Origin of the sequence: Pararobbsia alpina, assembly GCF_902859895.1 — a bacterium.
Lineage (GTDB): Bacteria > Pseudomonadota > Gammaproteobacteria > Burkholderiales > Burkholderiaceae > Pararobbsia > Pararobbsia alpina.
Genome location: NZ_CADIKM010000006.1, coordinates 1 through 17,101 on the forward strand (window position 1 = coordinate 1; position 17,101 = coordinate 17,101).

Here is a 17,101-nt window from a genome sequence, read left to right on the forward strand (position 1 = left end):
GCAGACAGTACATGCGCAACATTCTCGGCACTCCGATGGGCTGTCGGCCCACACGCCCGCTCTTCGGGTACAGCGGCTCGATCACTGCCATCAGGCGAGGCCACGGCACAATGCGCTCCATCTCGCCGAGAAACTTCTCCCGTCGCGTTTGCTTCTTCTTCATCGCGTACTCGGCGCTTGCAAAGCTGCGTTGCTTCATGTCCGTACCGTTCTGTTCGCATCGCCTTCAGCATGCATGCATCGTGTAGCTGAAGTCAATTGATCAGCGAATCCTTTACTCCGTTCCATCACCTTGTAAGGCTCGGGTGCTGCCCGCCACGGCTATGACGAAATCCACTTCTGCACTAGCGCGACTACCTAGCGCGCTAGTGAACTTTGCGGTCCAATGCCCTGCGCATTGCCGCAAGGGGAACCGAACTGGCAATTCAGATCGCGAATCGGTCCTCCGGCACCTCCCATCGACCCACCATCTCCAGCGCACGCGCCAAGCCCGGCAACAACAGCGGCAACGGCAAACGCCTCGAATCCCTTTTTCACGATCGTCCTGCGGCAACGATAAGCAGTCGACATGGCGAACCTCCTAGGTCCCGTGCAGAGGCAGCATAGCGCGATGGCACATTCCGCGCTCGCCGACGTCCCTTGCGAACAGACCTACATTGATGAGGAAAGTGGCGCACCTGGATTAGCACACTTCCGTCGAAGCGCTATCGCACAATTGACGCGGCGTTTTTCTGTAACGCCATTTTGACAAAAAAGCTCGCCCATCCTCTTGCGGCCCCCCCCCAGTACCAGTCCCGGTGCCGCGGCCGCTCTGGGAAAGACGCGGTTCCTTCTCTATTGCGAAGCTGCCCGACGCCGCTATCTCTGTTGCGACACGTGGCATTCGGCAAGTTCTGAAGCGCCCTTGAAATGTGTCAGAAATAACGCCATACTTCTGACAGTCAGGAGAAATCGCCATGCAGACCCTCGCGCAACAAGTACTTGAACACGCAACCGGCCTTCCAGAAGGCACGCCTTTGGTTGCCAAAGAGTTGTTGCATTTGGGCAATCGTGCTGCGGTAGACCAGGCGCTATCCCGTCTCGCACAGCGCGGCGCACTAATCCGGGCGGACCGCGGCATCTATGTCCTGCCCGTCGCAAGTCGCTTTGGCACTCGCGCGCCGTCTGCCGCCAAAATGGTCGAAGGGCTCGCAACTCATCGTGGCGAAACGATCGTGTCGCACGGCGCCGCAGCCGCTAATGCGCTCGGTCTAACCACGCAAGTGCCCATGCGGGCGGTCTATCTCACGTCCGGCCCGAGCCGCCGCTTGAAACTGGGGGCACAATCTGTCGAATTCCGGCATGCGCCGATCTGGCAATTGATCTTTCCTCATCAGATTGCCGGCGAGGTGGTCCGAGCGTTGGCATGGCTAGGTCCCGAAAAAGCCGGTGAAGCAATCCGGAAACTGCGCGCCAAGCTATCACTCACCGAACTGAAAGAAGTCTTGGGGGCTCGCGCACGGCTGCCAACTTGGATGGCTCAGGAAATCAGCGCTTTGGTGACCCATGGTTGAGTTCTTTCAGCTTTCCGCAGAGGAGCGTTTGGATGCGCTCAATACGGCAGCCGATGCATCCGGACGGTTGCCACATCTATTGGAAAAAGACATCTGGGTGGTGTGGTCGCTTCGGCATCTCTTTGCTGGCCCCTACGCCAAGCATCTGGTATTTAAAGGCGGCACGTCCTTGTCCAAGGCCTACGGCGTCATCCGTCGCTTTTCCGAAGACGTGGACCTGACCTACGACATTCGCGCTATCGCAAGTGATCTGATAGGGGATGCAGTAGTTCCGCTACCGGCTAGCAAGAGCCAGGAAAAGAAATGGAGTAAGGAAATTCGTGCACGCCTCTGCGACTGGGTTACTACCGAGATCACGCCACGCCTGAAACTTGAGCTTGAGCAAGGCAAGCTACCGGCAAACGTGCGAGGTGAGAACGACAAGGTGTTCATTGACTACTCCCCGCCGGCAAGTGGCACTGGATACGTCTCCCCCACGGTCATGTTGGAATTTGGCGCCCGCTCGACTGGCGAGCCCTGCGACGCACGTACCATCCATTGCGATAGTGCCGCGTTCTTAAAGGGAATCGAATTTCCGACTGCGAAACCACAAGTCATGCGCGCCGAACGGACTTTCTGGGAGAAGGCCACCGCGATTCACGTCTATTGTGCCCAGGGCGAATTTCGGGGTGGTGAGCGCTTCGCGCGTCACTGGCATGACGTAACGCGTTTGGACAATGCGGGCTTCGCTGACGCAGCTATCGCGGATACGGCAATTGGCCGAGCAGTAGCCGATCACAAGAGCGTGTTTTTCAGCGAGAAAGACACCGAAGGTGAGGTCATCGACTACCACGCCGCGGTCAGCGGGGACCTTCAACTTGTCCCCGATCGCGGGGCGCTGACCAAGTTGGCAGCAGACTACCGACACATGGTCGACGACGGCCTGTTCCTCGACGACGTCGAGTCATTTGAGTCGCTACTAGAACGCTGCCGAGTGATTCAACATAAGGCCAACGCGAAACAAGTAGCGCAATAGGCATATGCAGGACCGTGTTCGATCGTGGTCGTGCTCTCCACACCCGATGGTCACTGTTTTTCGTGGACCTTTCCCGTCGGTCCACGACGCCTTCGACTGCCTGGGCGACCTGAAGGAAGGCGTATCCCGATGAATGTATTTCATCAACAATAGTCATTCAATAGCTAGATAAAGGGTAAAATTTCTAGGGTTTACCCGCGCAACAGGCATAGATTCGTTGATGAGACCAGCGGAAAACCAGGGTCATTCACGCGTCGGCCGCCCGGTGGGCCTGCCCCCCGGCCGGGCCGCTATACTTCCGCTAGCGGCCAACACACCTTACGACCGGCAAACCTAAAGGTCGAGGCGCGCCCCGGCCCTGCCTTGGAATGGTTCCCAGAGGACTTCAATATGAAGATGACATTCCGGTGGTTTGGCGACGCGGATCCCGTCACGCTCGCCAGCATCCGTCAGATCCCGGGCATGACAGGAATCGTGTCGGCGGTATACGACGTCGCGGTCGGCGAGGTCTGGCCGCTTGCGAAGATCGTCGAGCTGCGCGACAAGATTCAAGCTCACGAATTGGCATTCGAGGTCATCGAAAGCGTGCCGGTTCACGAAGACATCAAGCTTGGCAAACCAACGCGCGATGCCTTGATCGAGAACTACACGCAGACCCTGCGCAATCTCGCGGCCACCGGCCTCAAGGTGGTGTGCTACAACTTCATGCCGGTCTTCGACTGGACGCGAACCGCCTTGCGCAAAGTCCTGCCCGACGGTTCATACACGCTCGAATTCGATGTCGAGACGGTGAACCGGATCGATCCGGGCAAAGGCATCCAGTTGCCGGGTTGGGATACCAGTTATCAGCCCGAGCAACTCAAGGCGCTCCTCGAGGAATATGCTTCGCTCGATGAGGAAGGCTTATGGGCCAATCTCGAATACTTTCTGAAGAGGGTCATTCCCGTCGCTGAAGAAGTGGGAATCAAGATGGCGATTCACCCCGACGATCCGCCGCGCCCGATCTTCGGATTGCCACGTATCGTCAAGAACCGCTCCGATCTCAACCGGGTGTTGTCGATTGTGAACACACCCGCGAACGGCCTGACCTTGTGTTCCGGTTCGCTAGGTGCCGACACAGGGAACGATGTCGCGGATCTGGTGCGTGAATTTGCCACGCGAGACCGCATTTACTTCGCCCATATGCGTAACATCAAGGTGAACGAAGCCGGTGACTTCTACGAAACCGCGCATCGCTCGGCCGATGGTTCCCTCGATATGGCTGCCATCATGCAGGCCTACAGCGATGCGGGGTACACAGGCTATGTGCGCCCGGACCACGGTCGCATGATCTGGGGCGAAACAGGCAAGCCGGGCTATGGGCTCTATGACCGTGCTCTCGGTGCGGTCTATTTGAACGGCCTGTGGGAGGGCATTCAGAAGATGAAGACCCGGGTGTAAACAGCCGGTAAGCCGAGCCGGTCCCGTGTTCGACGCGGCTCCGATCGTGCTCGAGGGTTCCACGAGTTTGTGGCAATAACTATAATTTGGCTTCGAGGCTTGGACCTGCCTTTTGGTTTTATTGAATGACTGAAAATTTGACAAACAAAAAATTGCGCCGCGTGGCGGCGACGATGGCGGTGTGCGTCGCTTTCCTGCTGGTCGGTGTGAAGTGTTGGGCATGGCTTGAAACAGGCTCCATTTCCTTGCTGACCTCCGCTGCGGATGGCCTGGTCGACGTCCTCGCGTCGCTGGTCACATTCGCGGGCGTACGGTACGCGGAACGGCCTGCCGATAGCGGGCATCGCTACGGGCATGGAAAGGCCGAAGCGGTGGCCGCGCTCATCCAGGCGCTGCTGCTGGCGGGAGCGGCAGTGGCCCTCGGCGTCGAATCGATGCAGCGGCTGATCACGCCCGAACCGTTGAAAGCGCTCGGCTTTGGCATCTGGGTCATCATCGGAAGCACGGCAGCCGCGATCTCCCTGGTGTCGATGCAGACCTATGTCGTGAAGCGAACAGGGTCCACCGCGATCGCGGCCGATCGAGCGCACTACGTGACGGATGTGGCCGTCAATATCGCTGTGCTCATCGCGCTGGTGCTCGATCGCTTCTTCGGCTGGACACGCTCCGATGCGATCGGCGCCCTGGCCATCGCCTGCTACATGCTCTGGAATGCGCGGGGCATGGCGCAGCATGCACTGGTGCAATTGCTGGATCGTGAACTCGACGTTCCCGAGCGGGAAAAGATCAGGATGGCGGTGCTCGCCTGTCAAGGGGTGGCGGGCATCCACGACATTCGTACCCGGGATGGAGGCGACCGCGTGTTCGTGGAGTTTCATGTCGAGGTCGACGGCCATTTGTCGGTCGATGAAGGGCATGCTATCGGCGATTTGGCCGAATGCGCCGTCAAAGATCTGTTCCCGGCCGCGGACGTGACCGCGCACCTCGAACCCGCCGGCATCGTCGATGACCGGCTGGACGATCGCGTGGCTTCGGTCAGTCGCTGAGACCATCGTGGCGATCCGCGGAAGTGCCCCATATGGCACGTCGAGTGGATAATCTGTCAGATCACCCACCGAGGAACCCTCACATGCCCCAGCCAGCAAAACGTGCCCTCATTGTCATCGACGTCCAGAACGAGTACGTCACGGGCAATCTCCGCATCGAGTACCCCGATGTCCAGACATCGCTTGCCAATATCGGCAAAGCCATGGATGCGGCACGCGATGCCGGTATTCCGATCGTCGTCGTGCGGCATATGGCGCCCGAGACGTCGCCGGTTTTTGCGCGTGGAAGCAATGGCGCTGAATTGCACCCGCTGGTCGCCGACCGTCATTGCGATCACGAGATCGAAAAGTCGAAGGCCAGCGCATTGACTGGCACGGGCCTTGGCCAGTGGCTGCGCGATCGGGAGATCGATACGCTGTCCATCGTCGGCTACATGACCCATAACTGCGACGACTCCACGGCGCGGCAAGCATCTCACGAAGGCTGGAGCGTCGAACTCCTGCACGATGCGGCCGGCTCCCTGCCCTATTCGAATGCGCTGGGTTCAGCCACAGCCGAAGAAATTCACCGGGTGTTCACGGTTGTCATGCACACGGGCTTTGCGGCCGTCGTCAGCACGGCCGACTGGCTAGGCGCAGTCAAAAGCGGCGAACGCTTCGCGGCGGATAATGTGTATCTGTCCAATCGGCGCGCGGTCACGGTCTAGTTCCCGGGGCACGCAGCGGCCTCGCTGTCATGGCGTTCCGCCGTGGCAAGCCCTCAGCACATGCGACACATGATCGAACCGCGCCTGCCCCCGTCTCCGTCTACGCCGTCCGCTCTCTCATCGACCGAGATCGCGATCGAGTGCCAGGACGGTTATGTCGTGCACGGTCATCTCTGGACGCAGCGCGATGCGCAAGCACTCAGCACCGTCATCATCAATCCCGCGACCGGTGTGCTCGCCCGCTACTACCATCACCTCGCGCGCTTCCTCGTCGAGCACGGCTTCACGGTCATCACCTACGACTATCGCGGCATCGGCGCTTCAAGGCCAGCGCGACTAAAAGGCAGCGGCATTCGATGGCGCGACTGGGGAGAATACGATTTCGACGCCGTCATACGATGGGCGCGCAAGCGCGATGCCGCGCACCCGCTGCTCGTCATCGGCCATAGCATCGGCGGTTTCCTGCCCGGCTTCGCAGCCGCCGCGCCGGAAATCGACCGGATGCTGACGGTCGGCGCGCAATATGCGTACTACAGAGACTACGCACCGGCCAAGCGCACGCAGCTCATTCTCAAATGGCATGTCGTGATGCCCTTGCTGACCTGGGCAAGTGGCTATTTTCCGGGACGACGGCTCGGCTGGCTGGAAGACCTGCCCGCCGGCGTCGCTGCCGAATGGAGTTTCCGGAAGGCGGCAATGGAAACCCATTACCCGAGCCACGAGCGCGCCGCCTTGCTCGCACGATTCGCCGCGGTACGTGCTCCGATTCTCGCGGTCGCGACGACTGATGACGACTTTGCGACACCATCGGCACTTCGCCGGACACTTGACTACTATCGATCCTCCGAGCGATCGATCGTGGTCTTGAAGCCCGTCGATCTCGGCCACGCCTCGATCGGCCACTTCGGTCTGTTTCACGCGCGCCATCGGGACGACTTCTGGCAGGCGCTGCTCGTCTGGCTCCGGCACGGAACAAATCCCTGGCCGACGGCCGTGATTCATCGTGCGGAACCGGAAACCGGCATCCCGCTCCCGTTCGCGCATGAGCATGGGCATCAGCCGGAGCGGGGGGTGAAGTCGGAGTCGGAGCCCAAGTCGCACTAGTAGCTGCCCAAATGGGTTTGGGGGCTAGCGCATCCGTTCCGCTCGCATCGAGATTCAGGACGTGCTCACGAAACGAAGCGAATCCGATCATCAAGTTCCCAGTGCCTGCGCGCCGCGACCCTCACCTCTTGCCAACGGGTGAGCTGGCGCGCGAGCATCTGTTCAAAGCAGACTCTCGCGTTGTAGAAGTCGAGTCCGGAGCGGCTCGACCGATAGCGGCGCATCGCCTCGCCGAAGCGGTCACGCTCGGCAAGCGCCGCCGGCCGGTCGGCTTTTCGGGCGCCGAGAGCCAATTGGTCCATCATGAATTGCGCTTCCTTGCACACCGCGCTGTCGACGTCACCGAGGCGTGCGAACATTTTCTCGAAAGCCTTCCGGTGGCGCACGACAAAGTCCGACCACTCCCCCTCATCGTCGAACGGCGCCCGGATCCGCATGCGGTTGTACCGTAACATCACATAGGTCAGCGTATCCTCGCCAAGCCATTCATCGAGCAACCGGGTATGACGGACCCGGCCGCCCGCCTCGACCGAAGCGGATGCCGGGCCAATCGGCACCGTGACCTTTCCAATTGAGCATCCCCCGCCCTGCGTGCCCAGCACACGCGCAAACTGCAAACGATAGGCCGCATCGGGATCGGTGCGGAAAGCCGGCCGAAACAAACGCAGCATCAATTGAACGCCGCCCTCGACAGAGGCGGCGATCAAGGGCGTCGTCCCGGTCAGCAGGAATGCATGCTCGAGCAACTCGGGCGGCAAGGCCAGGCGGCTCGACAAACCGTTCAATGCCTGCAGCACGGCACCGTATTGAGCCGCGACGACTCCCGAGCCGCCGAAATCGAACTTGAGATCGATGTAGTCGCCTTCGCGCAAGTAGTTCGGGTGACGCACTTGCCGGAACGACGCGCTGACGGATACGTTTGCTGCCACACCGAGTCCCGTAGTGCTGCCCGCCAGGCTCCAGCTGCCGGACGCACTGAACGACAGGCCAACATGACGTTCAGTTGAACTGGGACACAGAATGTCCCTGAAAGCGATGTGCGGCAGAAGCCTGACCTGCCGGTGCGGCAGATCGGGGGTGCGCAGTTTGTTCCAGAACGCGTCGAGCCGCGTCCAGTCCGCATGCCATCGCGCGGCGGCATGGCTGTCGCCGCGTGCACGCTGCTCGACTGCAAGCTGCCTGAGCCGGAGTGCGATCGCATTGTGCGCGAGGCAGACTTTCTGGACGTAGGCCGTCTCGCGCATCCGGCCCTTGACGTTCCATATACGTTCGAAATCGCGCATCAGGGCGGCTGCCTCGCGCTTGCCGCTCGCGACCTCGCGACCGGCCAGGCAGTAAAGGTCGAACTGGTCTTCCATTCTCTGCAGAATCCGATGCAGATGGCTGCGATCGGATATGACACTGAGCGCGAAACCCTTGCGCACAAGCGCCTTCGTCGGTCCGGGCGGCAAAGCTTCGGGAAAGCCGAGCCGTGCCAACGCCGGTGCGAGCCCGAGCGCTCCTTGGAGGATCGCCTGCCGCCTCTTTTGCATGTCGAGCGAATCGGAACGCGCCGGATCATCGAGTTCGTCTGCGTCGAGAAGACGAAACGACGGGCGGTCGCCGCCGATCGCGTTCCAGAAAGGCTGCAACACATCGTGCCGGACACGGGTCGACGCAACCCCGCCCGACAGCGCGGCTTGCGCACCGAACCCGGCAGGCAAGCCGATCGAGGCCGCGGCATCGCCCTGCACGGCGATGCGCCTCGCCACGCCGACGGCCGGCGGTTTCTGCACTGGGGCACGAAGGCCCGTGTGGACACGATGGATGGCCTTCGCGTCGTCCTCTGTCGGCAGTTCGATGCCGCCGGTCGCCCTTGCAAGAGACGCTTCCTGGAAGGCGGCGTCATTCTGCCGTCTCGTGAGATCGCCCAGCGACCTGACCTTGAATGGCGCATGCCTGAACAGTTTCCCAATCTCCCTGAAGCGCGCCCGCTGAACCCGGCTGTCCGGCGACTCGACGAGATGCCGAATCCCGTCATATTCGACATAGACCGTTTTTTGCGTCAATGCCTTGGCGGAGAGGAGTGCCTTGGCCGCACCGCTTAGCGAGGTCGCGACGTGGGCAGCGACGCTGCGAGTGACCCCGCAACTTTCCTGTACGAACCCTTCATCGTCATTACCCAGCGCACGCACGCGGCTCACGCCGAACGTCGCGCCAGCCGTTGCGCCGACGGACAAGCTGTCGACGCCCGCGGCCGTGCCGGCCGCTGCGCCGACACCCGCGTCCAGCCGCCACTCCGACCGTGCACCCGGATGCCGGTAAGGCGCGTATTTCCGATAGAGCAGGTCCTCGACGGAGGTTCTGTATTGCGTCGCCACACTGCCTTCGACCTGAACCTGCAGACGCCTGAGTGCTTCCTCGATACGCGAATCCGAACGCCATACGCGACGCATGAGTGCGTCGAGCGACTTCGAGAGTTCACTGGCATCGGCAAGGCTCACTGAGACGTCTCCTGAATCGGCAAGGCATTGCGCCCAGCAGTTCAACTCCTGCGCCGCTTCGCGCACCTTCGTGCGTTCCTTGCGTAGCCGTACCTGGTCAAAGTTCGATGCCTTGCGCAGCCACCCCGGCATCGCGAACATTTGCCGCTCGCAGCGAATCGGCCCCGCTGTTCTGTCAGACAGGCGCGCCAGATCTGTGTCGCGCGCCTGCATCACCGAACTCAATTGCCGGAGCACCGCGGCCATCGGCAGCGCCCTGAGCTGTCCCTGTTCATTGCATAGCGGCAAGGCGGGCAGTTCGGCCAGACACGCCGGCAAATCAGGTGTCGAACGTGTGATCCGTTCCGGGCCCAAGGTTTCGAACGCTGCCTGGACCGCCGCTTCGGCGTCGGCCCCTTTCGCCAGTCTCGCGTCAGCGTGACAGTGCAGCACGTCCAAACCCTGGGATGCAAACGGGAAGCCGCGCATCGCGGAGTCGGACAAGGAACCGTTCGCCCAAGCCGGTCCATGCGAACCGCCCGGTCCGTGCAGGAAACACGAGTCGCTCCGGAATCGGCGAGCGGCGAGAAGCACTGGGTTGCATTTTTGCGGCGCGGGCAGCGTGCTTTTGCAGAAAGACTGCACACGTACGGCGAGGGCCGTGCCAAAGCCTCTAACGATATTCGTCATATTGGGGGGACCTGTATCGTCACGCGGCGCCGGATCTCTGCCAGGAATCAACCTATAGCAAACCGGCCGCCACATGCTGCTCTCATTTTTGATCTGTATTGGTTACCAATACACTTTGAGATTCAGCGTCCGATGAAGTCCCCTTGCTCCTGCTCAGCAGGAGTAGGAATTTTCGCGCCTCCTGTGCTCGTCTCCGACGTCATCGTTCGTGCTACCGAATCTTCCGCTCAGTATGAAGCCCGAGACGATCTCCGAAAAGCATCGCCGCGCAAGCCGATCGATTTGTGAAAGCGTCGACTGCATGCTCGCACGCGCGAAACGCGCCGCACGGCAAGGGCAAGGGGAAGCGGGCGGCAGACCGTCGTCTGCCGCCGCCCAACGCACTCTCTCAGTCGATGGCCTCGGGCAATTCCGCACCCAAGGGATCGAGCAACGCCGGAGCACCACGCGCAAGCACCGGCCCGAGCGCAACACCCGTGTGGCTTGCGGGCAGCTCGACCAGCTGCTCGGGCGTGGTCGCCGCGACGATCGAGCCCCCCCGCACGCCCCCCTCCGGCCCGAGATCGATGATCCAGTCCGCCTCGGCGATCACATCGAGATCGTGCTCGATCACAAGGACGCTATGGCCGCCATCGACGAGGCGGTGAAGCACACGGATCAGCCTGGCGACGTCGGCCATATGCAAACCGACTGTCGGCTCGTCGAGCACGTAGAAGGTATGGGGCGCCTTCTGCCCGCGACGCGCGACATCGTCGCGCACCTTGGACAACTCCGACACCAGCTTGATCCGTTGCGCTTCGCCGCCCGACAAGGTCGGTGAAGGCTGACCGAGCGTCAGATAGCCGAGCCCCACATCCTTCATCAACTGCAAGGGATGCGAGATTTGCGTGACCGCACCAAAGAACTCGACCGCTTCGTCGATTTCCATTGTCAGTACTTCGCCGATATTCTTGCCTCGCCACGTGACCGCAAGCGTCTCGGGGTTGAAACGCTGGCCGTGGCAGACATCGCAAGGCACTTTGACGTCGGGCAGGAAGCTCATGCCGATGGTGCGCACGCCCTGACCTTCGCAGACCGGACAGCGGCCCTCGCCGGTATTGAACGAAAAACGCGAGGCGGTATAGCCCCGTGCCTTTGCTTCGAGCGTCTCGGAAAACATCTTGCGAATCGTGTCCCACACGCCGATATAGGTCGCCGGGCAGGAACGCGGTGTCTTGCCGATCGGGGTCTGGTCGACCTCGAGCACACGGTCGATCGCCTCGAATCCACTGATCGATTCGCAGCCGTGCCATTGATGGCTGACTTCGAATTTCACGCGCGGTGCCGAACGCGCCAGCACACTCGACGAACGGCGCGCCGACTTCGGCTCCGCCGCCTGGGCCGCATTGCGCGCGCGCCGCGTGGCCGGCGACGACAAGACCGAACGGCCGACCGCGTCGAGCAGATTCGTCATCAGCACGTCGCGCGCGAGCGTCGACTTGCCCGAGCCGCTGACGCCGGTGATCGCCACGAGCCTCGACAAGGGGAGCTTTGCCGTGACGTTCTGCAAATTGTGCAGCGTCCCCTTGTGCACGGTCAGCCAATGTTCGGGCGTCGCGGCACCGCGCCCGGTCGCGGGCGTCACTGTGCGGCGCGGCTGGAGAGGATGCAGGACCGGCCGCGCGAGAAACTGCCCGGTCAGCGAATCGGCTTGCGCCGCGAGATCGGCGACGGTACCTTGCGCGACCAAATTGCCGCCGCGCTTGCCCGCGCCCGGGCCGATGTCGATGATGTGATCGGCGCGCCGTATCGTGTCCTCGTCGTGTTCGACGACGACCAGCGTATTGCCCTTGTCTCCGAGCTTGCGCAATGCGTTCAGGAGAATCTGGTTGTCGCGCGGATGCAGGCCAATGGTCGGCTCGTCGAGGACGTAACACACGCCCTGCAGATTGCTGCCGAGTTGCGCGGCAAGACGTATCCGCTGGGCCTCGCCGCCCGAGAGGCTCGGCGCCGCGCGGTCGAGGGTCAGGTAGCCGAGGCCGACCTCCTCGAGAAACTCGAGCCGGCCGCGAATCTCGCTGACGACGTCGCGTGCGATTTCGGCATCGCGGCCGCCGAGTTCGAGCTGTTCGATCCACAGCCGCGTGTCGCCGACGGTCCATTGCGCGACTGCGGCGATCGATTGCTCGTCGAACGTCACCGCGCGCGCAACCGGGTTGAGCCGTGTGCCTTCGCAGTCCGGGCACGGCTCGTCGCCGACACCTTCGGCCTCCTGTTCATCGGACGGAATGGTCTGCTCGCGCCCTCGCCCATCCTCCGACATGACCGTGTCGTCATAGACCTCACGTTGCTCACGCGTCAACGCGAGGCCCGTGCCGACACAACTCGTGCACCAGCCATGCTTGCTGTTGTACGAGAACATACGCGGATCGAGCTCCGGATAGCTCGTGCCGCATACCGGGCAGGCGCGCTTGGTCGAGAACACCCTGGTCTTGCCGATGCCTGCGGTCGGCTGCCCATTGCCGAACGCGGCCGGTAGCCGGTCAAGCGGGGCAAGCAGATGCATGATCCCCTTGCCGGCCTCGAGTGTCTGCGCCAGCAGCGCACGCAGTTCGCCTTCGCGATCGGCGGAGACGACCAGGTCGCCGACCGGCAACTCGATCGTATGCTCCTTGAAGCGATCGAGCTTGGGCCAGGGATCGACCGGCACGAACTCCCCATCGACGCGCAAATGGGTGTTGCCGCGCGCCTTCGCCCACTTCGCGAGATCGGTGTAGACACCCTTGCGGTTGACGACCAGCGGCGCGAGCAGGCCGACATGCTGGTCCTTGTAGTCGCGCAGCAATTGGGCGGCAATCGACTCCGGACTTTGCGAGCTCACCGGCGTGCCGTCGTGAATGCAGTGCTGGATGCCGAGCTTCACATACAAGAGGCGCAGGAAATGCCAGACCTCCGTGGTCGTCGCGACGGTACTCTTGCGGCCGCCGCGCGAGAGGCGCTGCTCGATCGCGACCGTCGGCGGAATCCCGTAGACGGCGTCGACCTCAGGGCGGCCCGCCGGCTGCACGATCGAACGCGCATAGGCGTTCAACGATTCGAGATAACGGCGCTGCCCTTCATGAAACAGGATATCGAAGGCGAGCGTCGACTTGCCCGAGCCCGACACGCCGGTGACGACATTGAACTTGCCATGCGGGATATCGACATCGAGCGCCTTCAGATTGTGCTCGCGTGCGTTGACGATGCGCACGACATCCTCGCCTTCGAGCGCGCGGCGCGCACCGGCGGCCTGCAAGGCCTTTTGCAACGGTACGCCGTCACCGACCTCGCCCGCCACTACCGCGCGGTCGTAGTCGAGCAAGGCCTGGCCCGTATGCGAGCCGGCACAGCCCTTGATGTCGTCGGTCGTGCCCGCGCACAGGATCTGGCCACCGCCCTCGCCGCCTTCCGGACCCAGGTCGATGAGCCAGTCGGCGGTACGGATCACATCGAGATTGTGCTCGATGACAATCAGCGAGTGCCCGCCATCGAGCAGCTTGCGGAACGCGCGCATGAGCTTCGCGATGTCGTCGAAATGCAGGCCGGTGGTCGGCTCGTCGAACATGAAGAGTCGCCCCGGCTTGGTCAGCCCCTTGGCCTGCCCTTTGACTAGCCCCCCCTTCTTTGCAACGGCCTTGCCGGCGCTCCTGGCGCCGCGTTCCTCCGCACGCCCCCCGACCGCTTCCGCGAGAAAGCCCGCGAGCTTGAGCCGCTGCGCCTCACCGCCCGACAAGGTCGGCACGGGCTGGCCGAGCTTCACGTATTCAAGGCCCACGTCGACGATGGGCTGCAGCACACGCAGCACCTCGGCATCGTCGGCAAACAGCGCCGTGGCCTCGCTGACCGTGAGGTCGAGCACGTCGGCCACACTCAGCTCGCGAGGCGTGCCGCCGGCCGCCATGCGCTCGATCCGGACATCGAGAATCTCCGGCCGGTAGCGGCGGCCGTCGCAATCGGGACATCGCAGGTAGACGTCGCTGAGGAACTGCATCTCTACGTGTTCGAAACCCGAGCCGCCGCATGTCGGGCAGCGGCCGTCGCCCGCATTGAAGCTGAACACGCCCGGTCCATAGCCGCGTTGCAGCGCGAGCGGAACCTTGGCGAACAGCTTGCGGATTTCGTCAAACGCGCCGACATAGCTCGCGGGATTCGAGCGTGCCGTCTTGCCGATCGGAGACTGGTCGACGAACACGACATCGCTGAGCGCGTCGGCACCGATCAAGTCGTCGAACGCACCGGGTGTATCGCTCGTCTTGCCGAAATGCCGCGCGAGCGCCGGATAGAGCACGTCCTGCAGCAAGGTCGATTTGCCCGATCCGGATACACCGGTTACGCAGACCATTCGTTGCAGCGGAATCTCGACGGTCACGTTGCGCAGATTGTGCTCGCGGGCGCCGGTCAGCGTGAGTCGCAGCGTATCGACTTCGACCGGCCTCGGCAGCCAGTTCGCCGCGTCGGCGACATGCTTGCGGCCGCCGAGATAGGCCCCCGTCAGAGTATCGGCCTGCCGGATGTCCGTGGGCGTGCCGTCGTAGACGATCGTACCACCGCGCTCGCCGGGCCCCGGCCCCATGTCGATCAGCCGGTCCGCGGCCAGCATCACGGCCGGGTCGTGTTCGACGACCACGAGCGTATTGCCCGCGTCGCGCAGTCGGTGCATCGCCTCAACGATCCGGTTCATATCGCGCGGATGCAAGCCGATGCTCGGCTCATCTAGCACGAACAGTGTTTTGACGAGCGAGGTCCCCAGTGCGGTGGTCAGGTTGATGCGCTGTACTTCTCCGCCGGACAGGGTCCGGCTCTGCCGGTCGAGGGTCAGGTAGCCGAGGCCGACATCGCACAGGTATCTGAGCCGCGTGCGGACCTCGCCGAGCAGCAGCTTCAGCGCATCGTCGAGCAAGGTGCTCGGCAGGCTCAGGCGATCGAAGAACGCACGGATCCGGTCGATCGGCATCAGCATGATGTCGTGCACCGTCATGCCCGGCAGCGCCTCGAGCTGCTCGCGGGTCCAGTCGACGCCGCAGGGCATGAAGCGGTGTTCAGGCAACAACACCGCGTTGGCATCCGACCGGGTGCCCAGACGCCACAGCATCGACTCGGTCTTGAGCCGCGCGCCGCCGCACGTGCCACAGGTCGTGTAGCTGCGGTATTTCGACAGCAGCACGCGGATATGCATCTTGTACGCCTTCGACTCCAGGTAGTCGAAGAAGCGCTTGACGCCATACCACTTGCGATTCCAGTCACCGTTCCAGTCAGGCGCGCCGTTGATCACCCAGTCACGCTGTTCCTGAGTCATCTCCATCCATCGCGTATCGCGCGGAATGCCCGCGAGCCCGGCGAACTTCATCAGGTCGTCCTGCTGCTCCTTCCAGGCCGGCGTCTGAATCGTCTTGATCGCGCCGCCACGCAAGGTCTTGCGCTCGTCGGGAATGACCAGGCCGAGATCGATACCGATCACGCGACCGAAGCCGCGGCAGGTCTCGCAGGCGCCATAGGCCGAATTGAACGAGAAGAGCGCCGGCTGCGGATCGGCATAGCGGATATCACTGTCGGGGTTGTGCAGGCCGGTCGAGAAACGCCAGATCTGCGGTTCGCCCTCGTCGGCGAGCACATACACATTCACGCGGCCCGTACCGCGCTTGAGCGACGCTTCGATCGCATCGAGCGCGCGGACCTTTTCGGTCTGCTGGATGCGGAAACGGTCCGCGACGACATCGAGCAGCTTGCGCCGCCCCCCCGCCGTGACGACCTCGCGCTGCGCCTGCACGCGCGTGTAGCCGCTCGCGGACAGCCATTGCTGAACCTCGTCATCCGTGGTGGTGTCAGGCAGTTCGACCGGAAACGTGACCACGAGCCGCGGATCGAGCTTGCGCGTGCGCGCGCACAACTCCGCATAGATCGTCTCCGGCGAATCATGGCGGACCGGCTGCGCGTTGTGGCGATCGAATAATTCCGCCGCCCGTGCGAACAGCAGCTTGAGGTGGTCGTTGAGCTCGGTCATCGTGCCGACCGTCGAGCGCGAACTCCGCACGGGATTGGTCTGGTCGATCGCGATCGCCGGGGGCACGCCGTCGACGCGATCGACCTGCGGACGGTCCATCCGGTCGAGAAACTGGCGTGCGTACGCACTGAAAGTCTCGACGTAACGCCGTTGGCCCTCGGCATACAGCGTGTCGAAAACCAGACTTGACTTGCCCGATCCCGAGGGCCCGGTCACGACCGTCAGTTGGCCCGTATGCAGGTCGACATCAAGATTCTTCAGATTGTGCTGGCGGGCTCCGCGAATGCGGATATCGGTATTCGATGGCAATTTATCCAACCGTCTCTATGAGTTAGCTGATGATCATCTGTGCTGCAGGGTGCGCACAGTGCCGCAGGGACCGTTCCCGCGCGTGCATCCCCTGGCCGGCCGCACCCGGGTGTCCCGTCGACGAGCAAGCACACTGTTTATCCATACAGTATACCGAAGTCCATTGCACGAATACGATCGCGACCGCTGGCTCCATGGTAAAGACTTCGCGTCACGCCCGCATGCGCCACGCACGCTTCCGGGGCTCCCTCATCGTCTATAATTCTCGTTTTTGTGCGACACGCACGCTCGTGTCCGTCTGCCCACGTTACGGGCATCGACCTTGTCGGCACCACGCGGAGTCTCGGCTCCAAGCGTTCTGCCGACCATTGGTGGTGCCTCTGGCCCACCTGATTTTAGTGACGCGAGACCCGGTAGGGCATTGTCGGGGATCGCCATAGGCGAGTCTCCGGCATGGCCGTTTATGCCGAAGACCGCGATGTATTTGCCTGACTACCATCAGGTACCGCCCAGTCAGCGGCTTCAACTCCGCTGACCAAGCGGATTGATGTATGCAAGTCCCGCGCGTAATGCAACGGATTCGCTAAGCGATACGAGCGAAAGCTCGGTGTGTCATGGTTCGAGCCACCTACGTTTTTGGGAGGTGGCTAGGGAACCTGCTATGCGACTAGCAGTAGCCTAGGAAGACATGCGTCACTGGTAACGGTGGGGTTTGAAGCTCTTCTGACAATGAAGCCCCCGGACGTTTCGGGCAGA

General features: G+C 62.4%; 9 protein-coding genes. 6 read left to right on the forward strand and 3 right to left on the reverse strand.

Annotated features, from left to right (window positions below; genetic code table 11):
- Nucleotides 1-199, reverse strand: a 199-nt coding sequence (locus HV670_RS08505) for a transposase (RefSeq protein ID WP_484555930.1), incomplete at its 3' end; no start/stop codon positions are given.
- 757 nt (nt 200-956) lie between these two features.
- Between HV670_RS08505 and HV670_RS08510 the strand changes: the two genes are divergently transcribed.
- The 6 genes from HV670_RS08510 (at nt 957) to HV670_RS08535 (ending at nt 6,865) form a co-directional block, all read left to right on the forward strand.
- Nucleotides 957-1,553, forward strand: coding sequence for a DUF6088 family protein (locus HV670_RS08510; RefSeq protein WP_175104334.1), 597 nt, complete (start codon nt 957-959; stop codon nt 1,551-1,553).
- Nucleotides 1,546-2,568: a nucleotidyl transferase AbiEii/AbiGii toxin family protein gene (locus HV670_RS08515; RefSeq protein WP_175104335.1), complete on the forward strand. Its 1,023-nt coding sequence runs from the start codon at nt 1,546-1,548 to the stop codon at nt 2,566-2,568. The genes HV670_RS08510 and HV670_RS08515 overlap by 8 nt, the downstream gene beginning before the upstream one ends.
- A gap of 390 nt (nt 2,569-2,958) precedes the next feature.
- Nucleotides 2,959-4,008, forward strand: a complete 1,050-nt coding sequence (gene uxuA / locus HV670_RS08520; RefSeq protein WP_175104336.1) for a mannonate dehydratase — start codon at nt 2,959-2,961, stop codon at nt 4,006-4,008.
- A 137-nt stretch (nt 4,009-4,145) separates the two neighbouring features.
- The gene (locus tag HV670_RS08525) at nt 4,146-5,054 is read left to right on the forward strand and encodes a cation diffusion facilitator family transporter (RefSeq protein WP_246257169.1); all 909 of its coding nucleotides are present in this window, start codon (nt 4,146-4,148) and stop codon (nt 5,052-5,054) included.
- Between the two features lie 83 nt (nt 5,055-5,137).
- Nucleotides 5,138-5,761 carry a cysteine hydrolase family protein gene (locus HV670_RS08530; RefSeq protein ID WP_175104338.1) on the forward strand — a complete coding sequence of 208 codons (624 nt, stop codon included), beginning with the start codon at nt 5,138-5,140 and terminating at the stop codon, nt 5,759-5,761.
- Between the two features lie 69 nt (nt 5,762-5,830).
- Complete coding sequence (locus tag HV670_RS08535) at nt 5,831-6,865, forward strand: alpha/beta hydrolase family protein (protein WP_175104339.1); 1,035 nt, start codon at nt 5,831-5,833, stop codon at nt 6,863-6,865.
- 65 nt (nt 6,866-6,930) lie between these two features.
- On the opposite strand, the gene HV670_RS08540 is transcribed toward HV670_RS08535, so the two are convergent.
- Together HV670_RS08540 and uvrA are read right to left on the reverse strand one after the other, a co-directional pair.
- The gene (locus tag HV670_RS08540; RefSeq protein WP_175104340.1) at nt 6,931-9,831 is read right to left on the reverse strand and encodes a hypothetical protein; all 2,901 of its coding nucleotides are present in this window, start codon (nt 9,829-9,831) and stop codon (nt 6,931-6,933) included.
- A 574-nt stretch (nt 9,832-10,405) separates the two neighbouring features.
- Complete coding sequence (uvrA, locus tag HV670_RS08545) at nt 10,406-16,345, reverse strand: excinuclease ABC subunit UvrA (protein ID WP_175104341.1); 5,940 nt, start codon at nt 16,343-16,345, stop codon at nt 10,406-10,408.
- Nucleotides 16,346-17,101 lie beyond the last annotated feature (756 nt).

What these genes read in the sequence shown, in the direction of transcription:
- uxuA (WP_175104336.1), top strand. Translation starts at nt 2,959, where the DNA reads ATGAAGATGACATTCCGGTGGTTTGGCGACGCGGATCCCGTCACGCTC.
- HV670_RS08530 (WP_175104338.1), top strand. Translation starts at nt 5,138, where the DNA reads ATGCCCCAGCCAGCAAAACGTGCCCTCATTGTCATCGACGTCCAGAAC.
- HV670_RS08510 (WP_175104334.1), top strand. Translation starts at nt 957, where the DNA reads ATGCAGACCCTCGCGCAACAAGTACTTGAACACGCAACCGGCCTTCCA.
- HV670_RS08515 (WP_175104335.1), top strand. Translation starts at nt 1,546, where the DNA reads ATGGTTGAGTTCTTTCAGCTTTCCGCAGAGGAGCGTTTGGATGCGCTC.
- HV670_RS08535 (WP_175104339.1), top strand. Translation starts at nt 5,831, where the DNA reads ATGATCGAACCGCGCCTGCCCCCGTCTCCGTCTACGCCGTCCGCTCTC.